The 23,434-nt window shown below is 37.9% G+C and carries 20 protein-coding genes; 15 read left to right on the top strand and 5 right to left on the bottom strand.

Translation table 11 applies throughout. The features are described from left to right. The first annotated feature begins 156 nt into the window (after window positions 1-156). Both gshA and ABZP31_RS14240 read left to right on the top strand, forming a co-directional pair. Window positions 157-1,734, top strand: coding sequence for a glutamate--cysteine ligase (gene gshA / locus ABZP31_RS14245; protein WP_367156845.1), 1,578 nt, complete (start codon window positions 157-159; stop codon window positions 1,732-1,734). 23 nt (window positions 1,735-1,757) lie between these two features. After that, the gene (locus ABZP31_RS14240; RefSeq protein WP_367156844.1) at window positions 1,758-2,282 is read left to right on the top strand and encodes a disulfide bond formation protein B; all 525 of its coding nucleotides are present in this window, start codon (window positions 1,758-1,760) and stop codon (window positions 2,280-2,282) included. A 136-nt stretch (window positions 2,283-2,418) separates the two neighbouring features. On the opposite strand, the gene ABZP31_RS14235 is transcribed toward ABZP31_RS14240, so the two are convergent. Continuing rightward, window positions 2,419-3,750, bottom strand: coding sequence for an alpha/beta fold hydrolase (locus ABZP31_RS14235; protein WP_367156843.1), 1,332 nt, complete (start codon window positions 3,748-3,750; stop codon window positions 2,419-2,421). Between the two features lie 224 nt (window positions 3,751-3,974). On the opposite strand from ABZP31_RS14235, the gene ABZP31_RS14230 reads away from it, so the two are divergent. From ABZP31_RS14230 to ABZP31_RS14190, 9 genes are all read left to right on the top strand, one after another. Further along, on the top strand, window positions 3,975-4,562 hold the full coding sequence (locus ABZP31_RS14230; protein WP_034669752.1) for a YqiA/YcfP family alpha/beta fold hydrolase: 588 nt from the start codon (window positions 3,975-3,977) through the stop codon (window positions 4,560-4,562). A gap of 15 nt (window positions 4,563-4,577) precedes the next feature. Further along, window positions 4,578-6,458: a DNA topoisomerase IV subunit B gene (parE, locus tag ABZP31_RS14225; protein WP_248133773.1), complete on the top strand. Its 1,881-nt coding sequence runs from the start codon at window positions 4,578-4,580 to the stop codon at window positions 6,456-6,458. A gap of 112 nt (window positions 6,459-6,570) precedes the next feature. Next, window positions 6,571-7,206 carry a TnsA endonuclease N-terminal domain-containing protein gene (locus tag ABZP31_RS14220; protein ID WP_367156842.1) on the top strand — a complete coding sequence of 212 codons (636 nt, stop codon included), beginning with the start codon at window positions 6,571-6,573 and terminating at the stop codon, window positions 7,204-7,206. Further along, a complete protein-coding gene (locus ABZP31_RS14215; RefSeq protein WP_367156841.1) occupies window positions 7,196-9,112 on the top strand; it encodes a Mu transposase C-terminal domain-containing protein in 1,917 nt (638 codons plus the stop codon). The genes ABZP31_RS14220 and ABZP31_RS14215 overlap by 11 nt, the downstream gene beginning before the upstream one ends. Continuing rightward, window positions 9,112-10,107: a TniB family NTP-binding protein gene (locus ABZP31_RS14210; protein ID WP_367156840.1), complete on the top strand. Its 996-nt coding sequence runs from the start codon at window positions 9,112-9,114 to the stop codon at window positions 10,105-10,107. Before ABZP31_RS14215 ends, ABZP31_RS14210 begins: the two co-directional genes overlap by 1 nt. Window positions 10,108-10,721: 614 nt before the next feature. Further along, window positions 10,722-12,182: a TniQ family protein gene (locus ABZP31_RS14205; RefSeq protein WP_367156839.1), complete on the top strand. Its 1,461-nt coding sequence runs from the start codon at window positions 10,722-10,724 to the stop codon at window positions 12,180-12,182. A gap of 159 nt (window positions 12,183-12,341) precedes the next feature. Next, window positions 12,342-13,598 carry a DNA cytosine methyltransferase gene (locus ABZP31_RS14200; protein ID WP_367156838.1) on the top strand — a complete coding sequence of 419 codons (1,257 nt, stop codon included), beginning with the start codon at window positions 12,342-12,344 and terminating at the stop codon, window positions 13,596-13,598. Continuing rightward, on the top strand, window positions 13,598-15,700 hold the full coding sequence (locus tag ABZP31_RS14195; protein WP_367156837.1) for an ATP-binding protein: 2,103 nt from the start codon (window positions 13,598-13,600) through the stop codon (window positions 15,698-15,700). The genes ABZP31_RS14200 and ABZP31_RS14195 overlap by 1 nt, the downstream gene beginning before the upstream one ends. Before the next feature lie 20 nt (window positions 15,701-15,720). Then, a complete protein-coding gene (locus ABZP31_RS14190) occupies window positions 15,721-17,049 on the top strand; it encodes a hypothetical protein (RefSeq protein WP_367156836.1) in 1,329 nt (442 codons plus the stop codon). A 47-nt stretch (window positions 17,050-17,096) separates the two neighbouring features. Here ABZP31_RS14190 and ABZP31_RS14185 read toward each other — a convergent pair whose 3' ends face one another. Next, the gene (locus ABZP31_RS14185; protein ID WP_367156835.1) at window positions 17,097-17,861 is read right to left on the bottom strand and encodes a hypothetical protein; all 765 of its coding nucleotides are present in this window, start codon (window positions 17,859-17,861) and stop codon (window positions 17,097-17,099) included. Window positions 17,862-17,877: 16 nt separating this feature from the next. Further along, window positions 17,878-18,090: a helix-turn-helix domain-containing protein gene (locus tag ABZP31_RS14180; protein WP_367156834.1), complete on the bottom strand. Its 213-nt coding sequence runs from the start codon at window positions 18,088-18,090 to the stop codon at window positions 17,878-17,880. 88 nt (window positions 18,091-18,178) lie between these two features. Between ABZP31_RS14180 and ABZP31_RS14175 the strand changes: the two genes are divergently transcribed. Next, complete coding sequence (locus ABZP31_RS14175) at window positions 18,179-18,673, top strand: hypothetical protein (RefSeq protein ID WP_367156833.1); 495 nt, start codon at window positions 18,179-18,181, stop codon at window positions 18,671-18,673. Window positions 18,674-19,008: 335 nt separating this feature from the next. Here the strand turns inward: ABZP31_RS14175 and ABZP31_RS14170 are convergent, their stop codons facing one another. After that, the gene (locus ABZP31_RS14170; protein WP_111282610.1) at window positions 19,009-19,746 is read right to left on the bottom strand and encodes an outer membrane protein OmpK; all 738 of its coding nucleotides are present in this window, start codon (window positions 19,744-19,746) and stop codon (window positions 19,009-19,011) included. A gap of 692 nt (window positions 19,747-20,438) precedes the next feature. Between ABZP31_RS14170 and ABZP31_RS14165 the strand changes: the two genes are divergently transcribed. The 3 genes from ABZP31_RS14165 to ABZP31_RS14155 all read left to right on the top strand — a co-directional run bounded on the left by ABZP31_RS14165 (window position 20,439) and on the right by ABZP31_RS14155 (window position 22,235). Further along, window positions 20,439-20,792, top strand: a complete 354-nt coding sequence (locus ABZP31_RS14165) for an HPF/RaiA family ribosome-associated protein (protein ID WP_005017781.1) — start codon at window positions 20,439-20,441, stop codon at window positions 20,790-20,792. 118 nt (window positions 20,793-20,910) lie between these two features. Beyond that, window positions 20,911-21,453, top strand: a complete 543-nt coding sequence (locus ABZP31_RS14160) for an ankyrin repeat domain-containing protein (RefSeq protein WP_248133772.1) — start codon at window positions 20,911-20,913, stop codon at window positions 21,451-21,453. A 14-nt stretch (window positions 21,454-21,467) separates the two neighbouring features. After that, the gene (locus ABZP31_RS14155; RefSeq protein ID WP_017400576.1) at window positions 21,468-22,235 is read left to right on the top strand and encodes a transporter; all 768 of its coding nucleotides are present in this window, start codon (window positions 21,468-21,470) and stop codon (window positions 22,233-22,235) included. A 159-nt stretch (window positions 22,236-22,394) separates the two neighbouring features. On the opposite strand, the gene ABZP31_RS14150 is transcribed toward ABZP31_RS14155, so the two are convergent. Continuing rightward, complete coding sequence (locus ABZP31_RS14150) at window positions 22,395-23,306, bottom strand: alpha/beta hydrolase (RefSeq protein ID WP_248133770.1); 912 nt, start codon at window positions 23,304-23,306, stop codon at window positions 22,395-22,397. Window positions 23,307-23,434 lie beyond the last annotated feature (128 nt).

Genomic DNA, 23,434 nt, shown 5'->3' with positions numbered 1-23,434 from the left:
CGTGTCTTATACAGCAAGATTGTGATAAATATTTGCCGGGATAAACGCAGTATAATTGCCGGAAAATCAGTTGACTGTCACAGTAGAGCGGGTAAATCGCGTTATACTGCATGACTTAGATGATTTGAATTAATAGTTTTTAAAAGTGAGCCATGTATGAGTCAACCCGAATCAATCTCTCAAGTTTTGATACCAACATGGGTAGATTCTTCGCTCTTCAAAGGCATGTTGCGCGGAGTGGAACGGGAAGGCCTGCGCATGCAAAGTAATGGGTTTATCTCTCAAGGTCCGCATCCACACAGCCTGGGGGCGGCGCTCACTCATCCGCATATTACCACTGACTACTCTGAAGCCTTGATGGAATTCATTACGGCCCCCCAACCTGATATTCAGACCATGCTGGCTGAACTGACAGATATTCATGCACTGGTTTACCAGCATCTTGAACATCAGGAAAAACTCTGGCCACTTTCAATGCCATGTATGCTGGACCGTGAAGAAGACAGTATTCAGCTGGCACAATATGGCTCGTCTAATATTGGCCGGTTTAAAACCCTATACCGCCGTGGCTTAGGGGTGCGTTATGGCCGGCGTATGCAGACTATTGCAGGTGTTCATTATAATCTTTCATTTCCCGATGAGCTCTTTGAACAGTTACAGCAGCATGAGCAAGATAAAGCCTTAACACAGCTGAGTTTGCAAGATTATCGCAGCCATCGTTATTTTGGCCTAATCCGTAATTTCATCCGCCTGACGCCACTGGTAATGTATCTGGTGGGCGCTAGTCCGTCAGTATGTCAATGCTTCTTAACAGGTCGCGAACATCACTTGCTGCCACTGGTCAAAGGAACTTTATATCTTCCATATGCTACCGCATTACGCATGGGGCGTTTTGGCTACCAGAATTCGGCACAAAAACAACTAGGTATTCACTATAACAACCTGTCCGGCTACCTGGATGGTCTACAAAAAGCTGTGAAAACCCCTTATGCCAAGTTTAGCCGTCTGGGACTAAAAGACGCAGATGGTGAACCGCTCCAGATTAATGATCATGTACTCCAGATTGAAAATGAATATTACAGTCTGGTCCGGCCAAAACAGGTACCAAGAGATGGAGAAACACCATCTGAGGCTTTAGCAAACCGTGGTGTCGGTTATGTGGAACTGCGGGCCGTCGATATTAATCCTTATAATCCGATTGGTATTGACGAAAATACTGCTGGTTTCCTTGAAGTGCTGGCTTTATATTGTCTGCTAAAAGACAGCCCAGACCTGCTGCCAGAAGAACAGGACCAGATTGAAAATAATCAGGCTGAAGTGGTTAACCGGGGCCGCGCTTCCAACAGTCACATCACTGAACGTGGCCAGGAACAATCCTTGGAACAATGGGCTCAAGCACATGTTGTGGCCATGCAGCCTCTGGCAGTATTGCTGGATGAGGGCTATCACACCCAGCTGTATAGCCATGCCCTGCAACTGATGCAACAGCGTATTCAACAGGTTGATGAGACCTTATCAGCGCATGTAATTGCCGATACGATAAAATGGGGTGGAACCTGGAATCTGGGTAGCTACCTTGCACAAGAACATGCCAATTTTTATGAACAGCATGCACTTACACCAGAGAAGCAGGAATACTTTACAAAACTTGCACAGACATCGCTAGAGCACCAACAACAGCTTGAAGCCGATACCCGTATCAGTTTTGAAGATTATCTTGCCCATTATCAATAGTGAAAATAACAAGAGGTTGATCCATGCAATGGGGTAGTTATCGCTTCGTAAATGGTTTATTGCTGATTGCCAGTATTGTAGGGATGGCATTTGCACTTTATCTGGAACATGTCAAAGGCTTGGAACCTTGTCCTTTATGTGTCTTCCAGCGAATTGGTCTGATTGCGATGGGCTTGGTTGCCTTAGTGGCAGTAATTCATAATCCGGTATCGAATATAGTCAAACGTCTTTACGCCTTTTTGGCGACCTTAGCCATGATCTGGTCTGTAGGTGTTGCTGCGCGACACGTCTGGTTGCAGCATTTACCACCAGATCAAGTGCCAAGCTGTGGGCCGGGACTGGACTATCTGGTAGATGCCCTGCCATTGAAAACCGTTTTTCAGCAGGTTCTGACCGGTTCGGGCGAGTGTGCCATGGTAGACTGGACATTTTTAGATCAGTCGCTGCCGTTCTGGTCACTGGTATTTTTCTGTATCTTGTTAATGCTATGCTTATGGCAGCTGGTACGTAATTATCCATATAGCAAAGCAGTCAAGAAAAAATATTAATCCGGATCTACCTGACAAGATATCGAAAGGCCAGCTTGATATATATCAAGCTAGCCTTTCAAATTCAGATAATTAAAAAATTTATGAGCCATAAATTATTTAAGAGTAGCAGTGGCTATTTTATATTCTTAATATTTTATGTCTCAGCAATATCTTCAAGTTTTATATTTTCTGTATGCAGAATGTAGTGATCTAAACGTGTATTTTCAAGCAGAGGATCAGGATAGAACCACTGTACAATCTGCTGAGCAACCTGAGTATGATACTGGATCTCAAAATGGTTCAAGCCGAAAAATACTGCCTTATGGTGTTCAGGTACCTTGAGCTGGAAACGTGGATTGGGATGTTCTCCCAAGGCACTTTTAATACTCACCAGATAATCACCAATAATCTTTAAAGCGCGGCTGTTAATATGTTCTGCTTCAACTGTACCAGCTACAAAAAAGGCCTGAATATGTGAAGGCAGGGGCGCAGGTTTACGGCTGTCATCCATTGTTCCAATACGCGCATCTAAATATTCCCAGTCGTCATCACGAACACTGCCATGGCGCAAGTCAATAATTCCATTACTACGAATATTTACCAGGTTACCAATCATATTAATCAAGGGGAAACGTCCGAGCTTTTCCTGCAAGGTAAAACCAAAACGCTCTAGAACCGCACCATGATGCGGCGACCCCAGACAAACCAGATTCCCTACTTTACTCAACCAGCCCTGCATATTTTGCTTGCCATAAAATAAGGCACTACGAGACACCAATCCCCCCATACTATGGCCAATCAGGTCAATCTGGCTAATATCAGGGTTACGCTGGATCAGGTCATTCAGTAAATTGGCAAAACTGCGCCCATTGGCAGAAATTCGCCGTCCCGTATTATAGTTTAAATAAAGCATAGTACCAGGATGCGGTTGTGTCAGCAGATGCGCACCAATACCTGTAAAATTTGAATTGGCCCAGGTCAGGTGGTTCATGCAGAGTCCATGTACAAAAATAACCACTTTACCTTTAAGCCGGCCCTGCTGTACCCGGCCATGGTGTTCATACAGAACCATAGGAAGTGCGAGCGGATTTTGCTGTGCTAAAAGATAATCACCTAATACACCGTTCAATATACCAATTAGAGAATGTAATTGCGGTGTCAGGTCTTTGCGATGCAGGCCGGGAAAGTGCTCAATAATTTGACGTAAACCGGGCGCAAGAAAATAATGGCCATAGCGTTGCAGGGCCCGGTAAGAAAACTGGTAAATCTTTTCTACACGGGGCAGGGCCTGAAAATATCTGGACTGCTGTTCACTCATGCCTAATGTGTTTAATAATAATTCACGGTGAATCATCTGCACCAGTTCATGTATACCGCTTAAACTGGTGGATGCCAGCTGTGCCAGTCCCTCTAAGAGATCTGCCTGACTGGGTGGCGTGCGGTCCCATCTACAATAGGTTTCATGCAGTGGCGTCAAACTTGGCATATTTATAGTCCTGATAGCCTGTTGGTTACATGTAGCCGGCTCTTTATTTTTTAAATATTTAAGAGTATAAAAACTACGCATCCCTGATGAGCTAAACATACTGTGAATAGAGAGATGAGCTGCATTTTTTTGTCCAACAATCTGCTTTTTCCTGTAATGATCAATTTTTAGGAAGACACTCGGGTCTAAAATTTCGGACACATTCAGAGATAATAAATATTTTAATGAATATCATTTATTTACATGGCTTTAAAAGTAATTCGAACTCTATTAAAGGGCGACTGCTTAAACAGTACTGTGCAGAGCATTTACCAGACATCAAGATCCATCTGCCTGACTTGAATATGCCGCCTGTCGAGGCATTAAAACAAATGTCTGAGCTGATTGAGGCTTTAGAACATGTGGCTTTGGTAGGAAGCAGTCTGGGGGGATTTTATGCGACACAACTGGTCGCTAAGCATAATATTCCAGCTGTACTGATTAATCCGGCTATGCGACCATGGTTACTCTTTCGAAAACTATTTGCTGTAGAATCCGTTCCTTATCCAGTGACCGAACACTGGACGCTTGATAATGCCCAGTTACAGCAGCTTGAACAGCTTGCAATTCCTTTTGCCCGGCATGCCGAAAAAATTTTGGTATTACTGCAACAAGGTGATGAAGTTTTGGATTATCGAGAGGCCCAGCGTTATTATAGTGCGCCTGCACATTCATCATTAATTATGACTGAAGCGCATGGCAGCCATGGGATGGACAATTTTGCAGAAAAACTTCCCATGGTGCTTGAATTTTTATCGTATTCCATAAAATAAAGGAAATTGTACAACGTGTCTCAATATACGGCTCAATCACTTGAAGTTCTCTCTGGTCTGGATCCGGTCCGTCGCCGTCCAGGGATGTATACCGATACCACACGTCCTAACCATCTGGCACAGGAAGTGATTGATAATGCTGTAGACGAAGCACTGGCAGGACATGCTAACCAGATTACGGTTAAGGTCTATAAGGATGGTTCATTGTCGGTTGAGGACAATGGGCGTGGAATGCCGGTTGATATTCATCCGGAATACGGTCAGAGTGGCATTGAAATTATTCTGACCAAACTGCATGCCGGAGGTAAGTTTAGTACCGATAACTACCAGTTTTCGGGTGGTCTGCATGGTGTAGGTATTTCTGTAGTGAATGCTCTTTCAACCCGGGTAGAGGTTGAAGTACAACGGCAGGGCAATCTTTACAAAATGGCTTTTGAACATGGAGAGCCGGTTGGACCTTTAGAAGTTCTAGAAGGTAAAGCACCTAAGCGCGCCAGTGGAACCACAGTTCGGTTTTGGCCAGAAACCAGATATTTTGACAGCCCAAAATTTGCCTTGAAGGCGCTCAAACATAATTTGAAGGCCAAGGCAGTATTGGCAGCTGGTCTGAAAATTAATTATATTGATGAAATTAATAATGAAAAAATAGAATGGCAGTTTGAAAACGGTCTGGTCGATTACCTTATGGATGAACTGCAGGAGCGGGAGATTGTTCCACAGCCTGCTTTTGTAGCAACAGGTGAGGCAGAACGAGCCAGTGCTGAATTTGCAATCTGCTGGAATACCGAAGGTGGTGAACAGATTCAGGAAAGTTATGTCAACCTGATTCCAACAGCTCAGGGAGGAACGCATGTAAATGGCTTGCGTTCAGGCATTACCGATGCATTACGGGAATTCTGTGAGCTGCGTAATCTATTGCCCCGTAATCTCAAGCTTTCGGCTGAAGACGTATGGGATGGGGTAAATTATATCCTGTCTTTAAAATTCCAGGAACCGCAGTTCTCTGGTCAGACTAAAGAACGTTTATCAAGCCGTGAAGCATCATCGATTGTGCAAAATATTGCTAAAGATGCTTTTACCCTATGGTTGAATCAGAATTCTGAAATTGCCATGCAACTGGCAGAAATGGCAATCTCTAAAGCTGGCCGGCGCCTGAAGGCGGCTAAAAAAGTCGAGCGGAAAAAAATTGTTTCGGGTCCGGCTTTACCTGGAAAACTGGCCGACTGTGCCGGCTTGACCCGTGAAGATAGTGAGCTGTTTATTGTAGAAGGGGACTCAGCTGGCGGTAGTGCCAAACAGGCGCGAGACAAAAATTTCCAGGCAATCATGCCGATTCGGGGAAAAATTCTGAACACCTGGGAAGTATCTTCCGATGAAGTGCTTGGCTCTCAGGAAGTCCATGATATCGCAATTGCTATCGGGGTCGATCCAGGCAGTGATGATCTGTCCGAATTGCGTTATGGGAAAGTCTGTATTTTGGCTGATGCTGACTCGGATGGCCTGCATATTGCCACTTTGCTTTGTGCCTTATTTGTTAAACACTTTCCAGCACTGGTTGAAGAGGGTCACTTATTTGTAGCAATGCCACCTTTATTCAGGATTGATGATGGTAAGGATGTGCATTACGCTCTGGATGAGGATGAACTTGAAGCCATCCTGAAAAAGACCAAAACCAAGACTCCACAGATTACCCGTTTTAAAGGTCTGGGTGAAATGAATGCCAGCCAGCTTCGTGAAACCACCATGGATCCAAATACCCGTCGTCTGGTACAACTTGATCTGGATGATATTCAACTGACAGCAGGTTTGCTCGACAAATTACTGGCCAAGAAGCGTTCTAGTGACCGCAAGCACTGGCTCGAACAAAAAGGGAATCTGGCTGATATTGTAGTGTAGTGTAGATTGTAGGATAAATCTATAAAGTTGTAGGAATAACCTATAAATTGTGTAGGATAAACTTATAAAAAAGCTTATAATTTGAACAAGGAAGTTCAGGATGAGCTAGAAAGTGAATAGCCCTGCACGCAAAATTCAGAAATCTGCTGTTAAGAACATTGTTCGTTTTCCCTCAATAAAGGCTAATGATGGAAAAACAATTCTTGTTGAATCCCTCTTAGAGTCGAAATATTGTCTTCATTTAGAGTTTGACGCTGAGGTCGAGACTTATTCTCCACAACCTCGAAAATTTGAGGTTCCTAAAGGTGATGGTGAGAGTGGTATATATACACCTGATTTTGAAGTTATTTACATCTCTGGTGTGAGGAAGTATGTGGAGGTCAAGCCCTCTGCAAATGCTCAAACTGAACACTATCAATCTCTCTTTTCTCGCTTTTCCAATTTCTTGCAGGGTACTAATACAGACTTCATGATAGTGAGTGAAATTGAGATCTATCAGCAGCCATTACTATCAAACTATGAAAAGCTTTATCAATATAAAAAGCGTCCCCTATTAGATATGAGAAATCTTCAACAGTGTGCTGAAGCTATTAATGGTTCAATATCACTAGCACAGTTGGTAAGTTTACTTGGTGATCGTGCGCATTTGAGAGAAATATACTCATGGCTTGCGCTGGGTTATTTGCGATTTGATATGAATTTAGAACCATTAAGTATGACAACAGAGGTGAAATTCGATGTCTGTTGAACTGTGGGAACAGGGTGTAATTATTGAGTTTAGCAATAGTATTCCTTGTCATCGTGCGATGGTTAGAACTGTAGGAAAAGCAGAAATTGTTTTAGTAGATATTGAAAATGGGGAAGTATCTAGACTAAATCGAGAAGAGCTAGGAACAATTTACGCTTTAGGAAATATAAAATTTCTTGCAGAATCACGAGATTTTGGGGATCTTAAATTTATTGATCTGTCAGAAAAAGAGCAGTATGAAACCAATAGAAAATATAAATATATAAAAAGGCTTCAGGAAAATAGTATTAGCAAAATCACTGAGAAAAGTGCCAAAAACACTATAAATCAAGTAGCGATAGAGCTAGGTGAAAAACCACCCCATTGGCAGTCAGTAAGAGGATGGTACGCTAGTTTTGTAGAGGCTGGTTTAAAGATAAGAGGTCTTTATCCTAAACATCGATTTAAAGGTCATAGAAATCCTAAGATAGATACAAAAGTTATTGAAATTATTGAAGATGCTGCAAAGCAATATTACACACTAAGTCAATCATCCATGGCTTCGGTTGTTCGCAATGTTGAAGCTAAAATTATATCGCATAATTTAGATCATCCTGAAGCCCCACTTCAGAAACCTACATATCATACTGTCCAGAAACGCGTTTTATGTGGACTTTACCAAACTAAGAGAAAAGGACGACATGGGGCTCGAGTTTTACAGGCAGAACTTTCTAAAGCATTAAGTGGAATGACTACCACTAGAGTATTGGAGCGTGTTGAGCTTGATCATACTCAGTTGGATATTCATGTTCTGCATGATGACTATAAGACCTTACTTGGTCGGCCTTATATTACTGCTTTGATAGACCATTATTCTGGAATGCTACTTGGGTTTCAAATGTCTTTTGAAGAACCTTCATATGCGTCAGTTTGTTTAGCTTGTTTGAATGCGTTCTTACCAAAAGATGATTGTATGAAGGAATTAGGATTAAACAGTTTTTGGCCTGCTCATGGTATCCCTTCTACGCTTGTAACAGACAATGGTAATGAGTTTTGGGGAAAGAAGTTTATTGCTGTTGCAGATGAGCTAGGGGCTGTTTTTCAGTATTGTCCGATCCGTAAAGGTAATTATAAAAGTCGTATTGAACGTTTCTTCGGTATAGTTAATGCACTGGTACTTGATGATTTGCCTGGCGTGGTTCGAAAAGCTGGTAAATGCGGGGATGGTTATGACGCTAGACAGGAAGCTGTGCTCACGTTTTCAGAGTTTAAACGCTATTTTGTGAAGTGGGTGACAGAAGATTATCATCATTCGCCTGTAGAAGATTCAGATCTGACACCTTATGAAATTTGGACAGGTTCGGAAGAATGCTTTCCAGTCCCTGTAGAAGACAAAATGGAGTTAACTACTATCTTATTAGCTACAGCAACACGTACGCTACATAAGGGTGGTATCGAAATTTTTTCAATGAACTATGACTCAAGTCTACTTAAAGATTTATATAGAAGAGATGGACCGGGAGAGGTAACTGTAAAATATAATCCTTTTGATATTGGCTATATTTTGGTGTTAGATAAGATTAATAAGGTCTATTTAAAAATAGATTGCCTGAAATATTCTTATGCCTCTAATCTTTCTGAGTTTGAACATAATAAGATTCGTGCTGCTGCAAGAGCTGCTCGACAATCAAAATTTGATAACCTGAATCTCCAAAAAGCTAAAGTTCAACTTGCCAAAGAGCGTGAAGAATATCATGCAAGAAATGCTCGAAAAAATAAGCAAGTAACAACATCTAAAGCAGCCAGATCAGATAAAACGGGTATCCCTAATATCAGTCTTGTGGTGAATAATTCACAACGTATGATGAAAGTCGATTTTGAAGATGATGGGGATAATCTCAGCTTAAACGGATGGAGTATGGGCTAATGAGAACTGCTGATGAGAATCATCCATTCATTAAAAGTCCATTTCTTACGAAAATGGTGAATCTATTTGATTCTTTACGTAATAAGAAGAAACAATATGGTGTTGCTTCTTGCATGTTGGTGACTGGAGAATCTGGAAGTGGGAAATCTGAGTTAGCAAAATACTATGCAAACAGTAATCCGAAAATAGAGGAAGTAGAGCGGACATATATTCCTGTTCTACACTACGAATTACGCTCAGTTTCTACACCAGAGGAGTTCTTAAGGTCACTGTTGGTTACTATTGGCGATCCACAGTGCGGACGGGGTGCGAGAAACAAAGGTGAACTGTATGAGCGATTGATTACATTGCTTAAGGTGGTTGGTATAGAGTTACTGATCCTTGATGAAATTCAGGTGATCATTGAACGTCGTAGTGCAAAGGTTGTCACAGGAATTGCAGATTTATTTAAAGATCTAATCAATGATACAGAAATACCGATCATTTTTATGGGAATGCCTTGGAGTAGATATCTTGTTGAATCAAATCAGCAATTAGCACGTCGAATATCATACCGATACACCATTCCACCTTTTAGGATCAGTAGTAACGAGGATCGTGATGATTATAGAAGGCTCTTAATGTGCTTATCAGAAGCATATGGGCTTTCTAAAAAGATTAAATTGGAAGAAATTACAATGTCATTAAGGTGTTTTAGTGCAACGAGTGGAAATCTAGCAGCTACTGCTAATCTTGTTCGAGATGCTAAGATGATGTCTGAAATGGAAGACATGAAAGTAGATACTGATTTGTTTGCTGAAGTTCTTAGCAGCTATGGTATTGATGAGCGAAATAATGCTTTTTTACAGCCGATTGAAAAATTGGTCTTGAGAGAACTCATCGTTCATTCAGATTGGCATTTTGGGTATAGAGCAAATAAAAATGCGATCATCGATGCTGAATATGTTGAGTTTGGCGTATCAAAAGGCAATAAAGTGTTTTGTTTGGCAGGATAAATGATAGTTTATTTCAAGGTGAAGCATTGTGTTACTTGATCGATCACGACCAAATGATCAGCAAACATTTATCGATTACTTGCATGATTTGGGAAAGAAAAATGGTTTCTCTGATATCAAAACCTTTAAAAAATTTCTAATAAATTCCTCTAAAGAACGGTATTGCATCTATTCTGTTCACAGCGTTGATATATTTAGAGTTATTTCAGGGCTTTTTCTTGAGCTTGGAATTGATCAAGTAGAAGTATCAGATGTGACGAGACCAAAATGTTTCAAGTGCCTAGATCGATATCCAGCAAACTGGTCGTGGAATAAGATAGCTAAATACGGATGTGTAGGTCAGATCTTTACTAGTAAAAAGTTTGAGCCGCTACACCAAGCATTTAAAACTAAAAATAAAGAGGAATATTGTGGTTTGATAAAATGTTCTATGAGTAAGCTCGGACTAAATACTTCACTTATGTCGGATAGGCTTTATTTCTCTAGTCTAATCCCCGAAGAAAATTTATATTCGAAGAAATATAGATTGATAAGGAAATATCTATAAATAGGCTGATAGTCTTAAGATTCTAGTGAGTATTGTATAGTTTACTATCGATTTTGAGGTCATTGTGATGCTTCTCGCTAGACCTGTAATTCAACTAGATGAATGCTTGGTCAGTTATCTGATTCGAATATCAGAGCAAAATGGCTTTAAACACATAGGTCATTTGCTGCATTATGCTGGTTTGGCTTGGAAAAACAACCGTGTACCAGTGCATCAGATTTTAACTGGTGAGTTTGATCTTACCGTATATTTGTTGCAGCTTGGGTTAACAAATAGTTCTTCTCAAATTGAGCCCATATTTAATTCTTTTCAAAGCGTTATTGATACACCCTATCTATTTGTTAAGTATCCTAAGGTATGTCCAGATTGTATTGAAGAGTTTGGGTTTTGTAGATTTGAATGGAGTTTATTGCCATACCTTGTATGTACTCGACATAGAAAATTACTGATAGATATACACTCTAGTACTGGTAAACGGCTGAGTTGGTATCGTAGGTGTTTAAATAAATTTGATGATGATATTGATGTTATCAATTCATTAAGTAATGTTGCTCCGTCTGAGGCAATCAAACTCAGCCAATATATTGAAGCACTATTACAAGGTAGAAATGGAGTTTCTTGTCCTGAGATTTTGCAGGGTTTGGAGCTTCGAGAATCTCTCAGTGTGATCCATTTTATTGCTCATTATAGATCAAGGTTACTTGGTAGTTCATTTCAACCTCGCTCGATAACGAATATTGAGCTTGCTCAACATTATCAGTATGTATGGGGAATGCTTGAGAATTGGCCAGATGCTTACTACAAATTCCTCCACCAATATCTTGACTACCCAATGAGCAAGCGAGGAATCGGTGGATTAAATAAACATTTTAGGGATTTATATGAGTCTCTGCATCGTCAGAGGGAAAACAAGGGAGTTGCTCGGATAAAAGTTGAATTTGACCAGTATATAGAAAGGTATTGGCCTAGTGTCTTGGAGTCGAAGCGTATAACACGCATTCAGCTGACTACTCTAGTACGAAATATTGTGTCAAAAAAGGAAGCTGCTAAAATTCTTAATTGTCATCCAGATAGAATAGATAAATTAGTACAACAACAAAAGCTTACTCCTAGTGTTTTTGAAGGGAAAAAGCACTATTCTCGTGAACAGGTTGAGGATCTTGCAATTCAGATATCCTCAAATTGGACGATTAATGAAGCCTGTGATGCATTACAGCTCACAAGATATCAGTTAAAGCAATTGTTAGATGCGGGTATATTACATTCGTTTCAGCGCCCCAATGCTTTAAACAGAGATTGGATTGTCGATAAAACGAAATGCCAAGAGTTGATACAGAGCTTGTGCCAGAAAGCACGGAAGAATTCTCCACCTTCAGGAGCATTATCAATTTCAAGTATACAGCGTAGAGGGTACTCAATAGTTCGTTTAGTTCTAGCCATGCAAGCTGGACAGATCGAATTTGGGCAATGCCAAGATATTAATCATCCTTTAAGCTGTAAGCAATTTACCGATTTTACTTTAAAATAGTATTTTGAATTATCAAAAGGCCGATAGTAAAAAACAATAGATTTCAAAACAGGACTCATTGAGGAGCAGGGTATAGCTTTTTAAATTCGTCTCTATATTTTTTGCTAAATCTTAGGATTCTTGATATCCTGGCATTTATTTATTTGCTTCTGATGCTGTATGCCTAACGCTTTAAAATTTCTCGATTTATTTGCTGGTGCTGGAGGCTTGTCTGAGGGATTTATTCGTGCTGGATTTCAACCAGTTGCCCATATCGAAGCGGATACTTCAGCTTGCTTTACACTTAAAACACGTCAAGCATTTCATTGGCTTAAAAATAATAATTCTATAGACATTTATTCAAAATATTTAAGAAACGAAATAACACGTCAGCAATTGTACAAGACTATCCCTCAAAATGAGATTGATTCTGTAATCAATGAGTTTATTGGTCCCGATACTCTTAAATCAATCTTCAAAAAAATTGATACCCTATTGGGGAATACAAAACTAGATCTTATTGTTGGTGGTCCACCCTGCCAAGCTTATTCTTTAGTTGGACGCTCACGCAGTAACATGGTTAATGATCCAAGGAACCACCTATATAAATACTATGCAGAATTTCTAAAAAGGTATAAGCCTAAATATTTTGTTTTTGAAAATGTACTTGGACTATTAACCGCTAAAGATCCAAATGGTGAGTTTTATTTCGACAAAATGAAAAGTCTATTTGTCGAAATAGGTTATTCAATTGAATATAAAACTTTATCAGCAAGTGAGTATGGTGTTCTTCAAAATAGAAAGCGAATCATTTTGGTAGGTAAAAGAGGACATCGTAGTAAAAAATCTTTTTACCCTGAGATTGAAAAATGGGCTCCTGAAGCAACCGTTTGGGATCTACTCAAAGATCTTCCTAAAATCAATGCCGGTGGAGGTAAATCTTCCCCATTAGAACCGATCTCTGAACCATCGCAATGGCTGAAAGATGCTCAGATATCAACTGACCTCCCTTTAACTTGGCATGAGGCACGTCCACACTCTGAGCAAGATTTAGAAATTTATAAGCACGCTGTTAAGTTATGGGATACTGAAAAAAGACGTCTCCATTATGATGATTTACCTGAACGCCTAAAAAGTCATAAAGGGCGTAATTCTTTTGTTGATCGTTTTAAAGTGGTTGCTGGAGATTTGACCGCCTGCCATACTGTTGTTGCACATATCTCTAAAGATGGACATCATTACATTCATCCTGATATTGAACAAAATCGTTCATTAACACCTAGAGAAGCAGCAAGAATTCAAAGTTTTCCTGATGATTATTATTTTGAAAATGTTTCGGGAAAACCAGCACGTACAAGTGCCTTTAAACAGATTGGAAATGCAGTACCTGTTTTACTTGCACAAAAAATTGCAGAAAAATTATTAAAGGATTGGTAATGACTGAAAATTACATTACTTCAGAAGATTTAGCATTTCGTCCACGAGCACGTCTACTACAAATGCTCGGTGATCAGCTAATTGGTTCTTCTCGTTTAGCAATTTTTGAGCTTGTGAAAAATGCTTATGATGCTGATGCGGATACTGTTTTAATTACATTAGAGGGAGTTAATACAGAAAGTGCCAAAATTATTGTCGAAGATAATGGTGAAGGGATGTCAGCAGAAATTATTAAAAATATTTGGCTTGTCCCAGCTCACGATCATAAGGAACAGCAAAAAAAAGAAAAAAAGAGAACAAAAGCAGGTCGTCTACCTTTAGGTGAGAAGGGGCTGGGAAGATTTGCAGTCCATAAATTAGGTAATGAAATACAACTCGTCACAAGGGCTAAAGATTCTGATGAATGTGTTCTCCATATTAATTGGCAAGATTTAATTGATAAACCTTTTTTAGAAGATACTCGAGTAGAAGTAGTTACGAGAACTCCAATTACCTTTACAGGAGAAAATACAGGTACTCAAATTACTATAAGTAACTTAAGAGAACAAAATTGGTCTAGAGGCGATGTAAGAAAACTTTTACGCCAAATTACTTCAATATCTACACCTTTTAATGAAAAACGAAGTGATAAGTTTGAAACTTTACTTGAAGTTAAAGGACATCCTGACTGGACCGAAGGTATTTCAGATATTGATAAATTAAAGGAGAGAGCTCCTTGGCATATCTCATTTTCAATCGTCAAAGGTTTACTATCTTTAAGTTATAATTTTATTGGTGTTCCTGGAATCAAAGTAGAACCTCGTCAAGAATTATTAGAAAATGAAAAACTTTTATTACCATCAAATTTGAAAAAAAATAAAGTTGTTGTGGAGCCTGAAGACCTATTTGGAATTGGTGATATTAGCGGTGAATTTTTTATATATGATCGCGATAAGCTAGTTATATCTAAGTTTGGAGAGCAACAACTTGTTGAAAGCTTCTTGAATGAAAATGGCGGTATTCGTGTATATCGAGACAATATACGAGTTTATAACTATGGCGAACCTGGCGATGATTGGCTCGGTCTAGATTTACGAAGAGTGAATGTCCCTGGTAGGCATATTAGCCGGAACATCATTGTTGGTTCGTTAGATCTCAGCGTTGAAGATAGCTTTGATTTACAAGAGAAAACTAATCGAGAAGGTTTCATTGAAAATGAGACGTATGAAAGATTCCAACAAATTGTATTAAGTGTCCTATCTATTGTTGAGACAGAGCGTCAAAAAGATAAAGAGCGTATAAGACAAGTAACGGAAACAGGTAAAAATATAGAAGAGAAAAAAATTGAAAAGCCATTAACTGAACTTAGAAAACTGGCGAAGAAGCATAACTTAACAGATGAATTAGAACCATTAATTGAGAAAACTGAAAAAAATTATAATGAAATGCGTGAAGTAATGCTTACTTCAGGTTTTAATAATATGGGACTAGCTATTGTTTTCCATGAAGTTGAACATGGTGTTAGATCTTTATATCGGACTATTGAGTATAGTGAAGATATTACTTTAATTAAAGATCATGCCTATGAACTTGTGAAAATTTTAGATAGTTTCTCTGACTTGTTGAGAAAAGGGGATAATAAGCCGGCGAGCCTAAAAAACTTGATTCGTCGTGCAAGAGATATTGCCTCGATTCGATTCAGAGCACATAAGGTTCAATTCGTTTGTCCATTCCTTGAGGAAAATATTCCTGATATTGAACAAAAATATATATTTAAAATATTAATCGGTTGTTTAAATAATATCTTTGATAATTCAATATATTGGCTTCAAGCACGCTGGCCTGAAGATACTATAGGTCAAAGAAAGATTTATATAGACGTACGTAGAGACTTTTATGGTAAAACAGCAATTATTGTTGCTGATAATGGTCCAGGTTTCCAAGATGAGCAAGAGCAGTTAGTAAAACCTTTCTTTACGAGAAGACCTAATGGTATGGGTATAGGCTTGTATTATGTGAATCTTGCAATGGAAGTAAATAAAGGACGTCTAGTTATTCTTGATGATCAGGATGATGTACCAAATGAGTTTGATGGTGCAGCTATGGCTTTAGTTTTTGATTAATTTTTTAGGTTAAATTAATAATGTTAACACCTCCACGTTTTGTTGTGCTTGATGATAAAAAAGAACACTTAGAGCCTATTATTGAGACATTTAAACATATTGGTTCTTCATGTATTGGGGTTCAATATAATGAAGAAGATGCTTCTCATTTACATCAAGATTATTACAAAGGCGTGAGAGGTTTATTCATAGATTTAAATCTATCTGGTAGTAGCTCATTGGGATCAAGTACCCATTATGCTGAAATTACTAGAATTTTAGAGACAGTTATTTCATGTGATAATGGTCCTTTTATAATGATTCTATGGACAGATAATCCGCAAGAATGTGATCAATTAATTGAATATATAGAAACTCGTTTAGATCCAAATAAAAAATATTGCAAACCTTTACTTATCAAATCCTTATCTAAAACTATGTATATTGATGCTAATAGCTCAATAAAAGAAAGTAATCGCGAAACGTTCAAAGAAGAAATTAAAGGTTTTTTTTCGTCTGTCCCACAAATAGCAGCTCTTTTTGACTGGGAGTCAAGAGTCTTAGAGGCTGTAAATCAGACCCTTATTGAACTATTAAATTTAGTGCCAAACGATAAGAGAAATTTTAACGACTATCCATCTGAAATAGACAAAGTATTAAGCTGTATTACTAGCTCTACATTGGGTGATGGACATGTTAATAAAGACCGTCAACAAGCGTTCAATATTACAATTGCACCAATTCTAACTGATAAAATTCTGAATAATAAAAATTTTAATGAAGAAATTTGGGAAAATGCTATTACTAAGGTAAATACCCCAGAATCAAGAATTACTGATCCTAAAGCAATTGGTAAGTACAATAAGATGCTACATCTTGCCGTTACTGGTTATGAAAACATGACACCATTGGATTGGGGAGCTGTATTAAACCCGATGAGTTGGGGCAATGAAATGACGAATGATTTTTTTGGATTAACTATAGATCAAATTAAGACAGATGTATTTGGGATAAAACCTGAAAAATCGTCAAGCTATGAACCTATATTTGTTAGACTAGGTGCAGTATGTGATTATGCTCAACAAAAAGAAGGTTTAATTCCATATTATTTAGGTTATAAGATATCAAAAACAGATTTCGTTAAAAGAAAGAATGACTTCGAATGGCATTCGCCCTTATTTTTTACGGATGTAGAGCAAGAACCTTTTTATTTAGTTGTTAATTTAAAATATCTACTAACTTTACCCTCACATAAAACCTCAATTTTTGAAGCCAAATACAGGATTAGAGAGCAATTACTTAATCAATTAATTTTACGAGCAAGTAATCATGCATCGAGACCTGGTATCAATGAGCTGTATGTAAAATAAAGATATTTTTATTCAATATAGCTAAAGTAGATTGGAATTGAAACTATCTACTTTGGCTTATAATATTCGTTCAATATTTGATATGCTGTATTCCGAAGGCCATTCATTGTTGAATCATCTAGATTATCGTCTTTAATCATATTTTTTAATTCTTTTTTTAATTCTTTATCATTTTTAATCTTAAGAGCTCTTGATGAGATAAATCTAAAACCAATATCCACATTCGTTGCGATTGTAGCGATACATAAAAAGTCTTCATTCTTTTTATCATCGCTTAAAAAAATATTATTTTTATTGTTAACATAATATTTTGAAAAGATGACAAATCTATCTTCAATTTCTGAGTTTGTATAACTAATTAATCTACCATAATCACTGCCACCGTAGCTGATAACAGCTCCAAAATCTAATCCATGCTTTAAAATATTTTGACCATTTTTAGCTGGGTCATATTCATACAAAGAAGCTTTAGATAAAAGGTTATTATCAGGAAGCTTAAACCTATTTAAAAAATCTATATCATTTGATTCACATAGCTTTTTTGCGATACATCTTAAAATATCATTCATTAAAAATTCATCTACTTTGATATTTCTGCTTAATATTTTAATTATGAAATCATATCTATTTTTAGAAATTTGAAGCTTACTTTTTATAATTTCAAAAAAAAGCTCCTTACCATTCTCTAATACATAATTATTTATAAAGGTAGTCAATAAATTATTTTGCTCAACAATTTCATCAAATATATTTATATCAGACATAGATTCACTTTTCTTATTGAATAAAAAATTTTTACTACTAAGTTTCATTCTCTAGAATCTTGTATTAAGGCATTAATTCAGAGGCTTTGATCTGTAATGCATTTGATAACTCATAGATTTTTTCAAGTGTAGGATTTACTTCTCCTCTTTCAATCCGTCCTAGATAACTACGATCGATGTTACAGAGCAATGCTAATTGCTCTTGTGACATATTTATTTCTTTTCTGTACTTGCGAACCAATTGCCCAAATTGAATAGTAAGTTCTGACATAAACATTCAAATGCTTAAAAAACAGAACTATCACTATTTGTGGATTATATATCCACGGACTATAATCCTCTTTTTGATTTTCTAGTTTTTAATCATGAAACAAATAGTCTCTCCTATCTTTCAATCTTTTCTTGTTCTTTTACATCAAAACAAAATTGATGAATGGACATCAAACCAAATTTGGAACAAATTGAATCTTTCAGAAGATGAAAAGCAACGAATCAACCAACAACAACTTTATAGAATCTTAAGAAAACTAGTAAAACAAGGTTACTTGGCCAAAAATATTCATTCTGACAATTCAAGGCTTTCAACATTTGTGGAAACAGAAAACATGTACGAATTTAGAAAACAATTTGATCTAATCGCAGTTAAAAGTAGTTTGAAAAAACTTGTTTGTAAAACTACTGAGCTAAAAGAGAAGCAAAAAAGTTATGAGAACCAAATCAAAGCTTGTGAGCAAGCCCTTATAGACTTTCCTGAGCTTAAAACAGAAATTATCAAAAGAAAAAACAAGTTCAATCAAAATATTGAAGAAATTAAATACTATAGTGACTTTTTGAAATCGTTATTAGAATCAAAAAATTAAATGCATAAAAATTTATTTTAATCGATAGGAATGATCCGTAACTAAAAAAATGTGCTTTTAAAAGTAAGTATTTAGATAGGATAGTTTTAAACTTTTTAAAGTAGTAGGAATGATCTGCCAGTAGCTTTTTATAGTTTTATCCTACAATTCGATTTATATATTTATGCTTCAATATGCTTATTTAAGCTTTAAATTTAGGCAAACTTTATAAAGTTATCCTGCAACTGACATGTAGGCCAAGAAAAATCTGTCCAATGTAGAACTTTGATATAAGTTAAAAAATCAAAGTATTAAAAAGCAGAGCCTTGGCTCTGCTTTAAACATTTAATTATTGTTTAAAAATGGTATTTTACTAACGCACTTACGTTATTTTCGCGTACATCTGGTACACCGTATTTATTGTTCCAGAGAGAATATTCAATACCTAGGTAAAGACGGGTTTCAGGTGAAATATATTTACCGGCATTCCATTTAAGCTGGCTGGTCCAGTTCAGTTCACTTGCATGAGCTACTTCGTCATCTTCTGCAGTTGACCAGTCTAAAAATCCGTCAAACAAGAAGTCTTGGCTGCCTAATTTAAACGGTACTCCATAAGTGAGTGTCATCTGCCAGTCATCTTTCTGGATTTCATTATTTGCGCGATAAAAGTTGATGCTGGCATATTGAGTATAAGGAATAGCTAAATCAAAACCGATACCGTAGAGATAGTTATTAAAACTCTCAATTCCATCACCGCTATTGCCTTCCCAAGTGGTTGAAATCAGTACATCTTTAACTGGGCCGGCAGACAGTTTTTTACCCGAAACTTCGCCCAGGCTTAAGCGTGGAGAAAATTCAAAATAGGTACCTTTATCACCGCCGCTTTCAGTACGGTCTGCAAAAGCAAATACATCACCATATTGTAATTTGGCTGCATATTCAAAGGTTACAGTAGTTTGTTCCGGCTCTGTAGTAAGTTCATAGTTTTCACCGTACAGTCCGGTAATACTAAAATCCTGCCAGACTGGTTTGGCTTGAGCCATGGACGCAGTTGCTGCTAGAGCACATGTCAGTGCGATATGTGTAAATTTCATGTCAGTCTCTCCCCCGTAGACGGCATAAAGAATACACACTATTGTTTAAAAATAAAGACAAAATTTAAGCAGTAAAGAAAAAAAGTCCACCGAAGTGGACGCGCTAAAACAAATATAAGATAAACCCGGAATTAAAGCTGAAACTGTATGCATCAAGAATTTTAAGCGGAACTCTTGAAATTTTCCTTAAACTCTCTGGTTAAAAAACTGGCCCTTCTCTAGTTATTTGGAATAGGCCTGAAAAATTATATATTTAGATCATACCGATTATAGAACAAGTTGCAACCTTAATCTCTGTATTCTATGAACTCAAAATAAATCTTCTTATAAAGGGGGCATGTCTAACCGGTTCGAAAATATAGGACAAGGTTCTTCAAAAACCACTTGGCTTATTAAAGCAGGATTTATGCATATATCTAAATAGGTTTGTAGGGAAAAGCGTGATGTGTTGTTACCGTTGTGTATGCTTTAGAAATTTTTACAGAATTCACTTGCATATTTTTAAACTTAGCCCGATATTGAAGATAACAGCATGAATAAAATTTTAGCGAGAATTGAGCTAAAACAGGAGGATAGGCACAAAAAACTGCTCGGTAAATCATTAAGTATTGTGTTTAAGTCACCCGTAATATGTGTCAATTCCAACAAGTTTTGCACAGGTAAGATTCGACCAGAAAGAAGAGGATGAGATTATGAACATTGAAATCCGTACAGATAAAAATATTCAAAACAGTGAACGTCTGATTAGCTATGTGCGTGCAGAACTAAACCAAGAATTCGAACGTCACAATGAGCGAATTACTCATTTTTCAGTTCATATCACCGATGAGAACGGCTTAAAAGGTGGAGATGACGATATCCGTTGTATGATCGAAGCCCGTCCTTCCGGATTAAAACCTGTTGCAGTCAAGCATAAAGCACCGAGTGTCGATTTAGCCATTCATGGAGCTATAGATAAATTGAAACGTAGTCTCGAGCATTTAATTGAAAAAAATGAACCTCAGCGTGGTGGTACTCTCGAAATACCAGATGAATTACCTGAGTAAGAAAAAAAGCCCCTTAGGGGCTTTTTTATGGCTTATTATTTTTATTCAACAATTTCCTTTCAACAAATAAATAATTCTTCGGCATAATAGGAGAAAATTTCCTGTAGAGTGCCAAGATATGTTAACTGCCTCACAACAAGCCTTGATCCAGGCCATAGAAGAATTAGATCTGGAGCAGGTACAACGTCTTTTAAATGAGGGGCTCGACCCGAATTTTATTGATCCTGAAAAAGGCCCTCCTATTTCAGTAGTATGCGATGGCCTGTTTCAATGGTGGGAAGACGTTTCAGAAGCTTATGCTTCTGATCAACCTTTGACAGAGCAGGAAAAACAGCAAAAATTACAACCACATTTGGCGATACTTGATGCTTTAATTGAAGCTAAAGCCAATTTACACCTATGGGATGCCGAAGAGTTTTATGGTCCACTTTGGGATGCTGCAAGTGCTGCCTGTACTCCTGCCATACAACGTTTACTTGATCATAAAGTAGATCCAAATACTCGTGATGAGGAAGGTCAAACTATTCTCACATCAATCAGCGAATTATTCTTTGACTGCGATTTTGATAAAATAGACTGGACACAGTCACTACCTGAAGAAAAAGATGCATTGGAACTGCTACGTCAAAATGGCGCAAAAATGTCGAAAGAATTAATCTGATTTTGAGTAATCTTATGAATTTATCTAAAACTTTATCTTTTGTTATGCTTTCTACTGTAGCCGTACATACAATGGCTGCCGATTTTTCTTTTGACCGTCCAGGTACAGGTTTTGGTACCAGTATTACACCAGTAGGCCAGCTTGCATGGGAACAGGGATTACCGACAGTAAGTTATGATAAAAGTTATCAGGCTGGCGAAAAACAGAGAGTATTAAATTTAAATGCCGATACACTTTTACGGACCGGTTTAATGCCTGACCTGGAATTACAACTAGGCTGGCAAGGACCAGCCTGGACCCAGACTAAATATAATGGCAAAACAACAGAAGATGACGGTTTGGGTGATATCAGTATTGGTGTAAAAAAAGCCATAGACTTAGGTGATGAGCGTCTATCGATGGCAATTCTGGCAGAAGCTGTTCTGGCAACCGGTAATAGTGGTTTTAGTAATGAAGATGATATTTATAGTCTGAGTTCTGCTGTTGCCTATGTTTATAATGATCTGGTTAATACTTCAATCACAATGCGTTATGAAGTACAAGATGGTAACTGGGCAGTTACTGCGGTACCTACATTTGAATATCAGATTGCTGGCAAGTTGTCCGGTTTTTCTGAATTCGTTTACCGTAAGGCAGAAAGCCGGTCAGATGAAACCTCTCTGGCTTCAGGCCTGATGTATCAGGTTAATAATCGTACCCAGCTGGATGCTAGCGTCGGGGTCGGCCTTGCAGGAGACACACCGGATTATCAGGGTGGTTTAGGTATTTCTTACCTGTTTTAGGAAGTAATACAGATAAGATTAGTGAAAAGCCGGCATTTATTTAAATGCCGGCTTCTGCTGATATTTGATATTAGTTATTATTAATAAACAGAATATAAAACTATATTGACTGTCCTATTGAACAATAAAATGACACTATCTTTCTGATTTTATTAAAATTTAGCTGCGATCTATTCGATGCGCAAATTCAGATAGGTCAGCGAGTGCCTGTTTACTTTCATCAAACCAGGCGCTGAACATTGAAAAGTTATGCCACATACCTGTATAAATTTTAAAATCTACCTCAACTCCAGCAGCTTCGGCCTTTTCCTTAAAACGCTGCGCATCATCTAGCAGAATTTCTTTAGAGCCGACCTGAACCAGAGTTGGGGGTAAACCGCTGAAGTCACCAAATAAGGGTGAAACCTGTGGATCTGCTGTATCTATTGAAGGCGGTACATAGTATTCAATACCCCGTTCCAGTAATTCGATTGATAATAATGCATCAAGTTTACGGTTGTAGCGTAAGGATTCACTGGTCAAGGTCAGATCCAGAAATGGTGACATAAGTACCAGTGCACTCGGCAATGGTTGTTCATTCTGCTTGAGTCGTAAAATCAGTGCTAATGCAAGATTAGCTCCACAAGAATCACCTGACAAAATAATATCTTTGGGCTGAATATCTTGGTCGAGTAGAGTCTGGTAAATATCATATACAGCTTCCAGAGCTTCGGGGTATGGATGCTCTGGTGCCAAAGGATAGTCAATATGAACGACCTGCATCTGGGTTCGGGCAGCAAGCTCAGTCATAAAAGACCGGTGAGTAGCCAAACCTCCTAAAAAGAAAGCACCCCCATGAATATGTAGAATCATCTGGGTAGCATTAGGTTGAGGCTTGATTTCTTCTGCGCGAACACCGGCTAACCGGAGTGCCCGGATCTCGACTTCAGGATTTTTGGGAAAGACTCGGCCCAACTGATTAAACGCAGTACGCAGTACAGGAAGAGGAAGAGCAAATTGGCTGGGTTTACGTACCAGCGATTTCAGCAGTGACTCGGCTAAAAATTGTTTAAAAATTGGGTCAATCTTCATACTTTTTCCATTATGGTGATTTACTATTTTTATTGAAGTGTATTTACCGACAGTTTTTACAAGCGTACACTAAACGGTCACATTCAAAAGTTGAATTCTTGTTGTGACTTCTTTAATACTAGGGTGGT

Source organism: Acinetobacter sp. FL (assembly GCF_040744925.1).
In the GTDB taxonomy this organism is placed as follows: domain Bacteria; phylum Pseudomonadota; class Gammaproteobacteria; order Pseudomonadales; family Moraxellaceae; genus Acinetobacter; species Acinetobacter radioresistens.
This window is presented reverse-complemented; position numbering and strand designations above follow the sequence as displayed.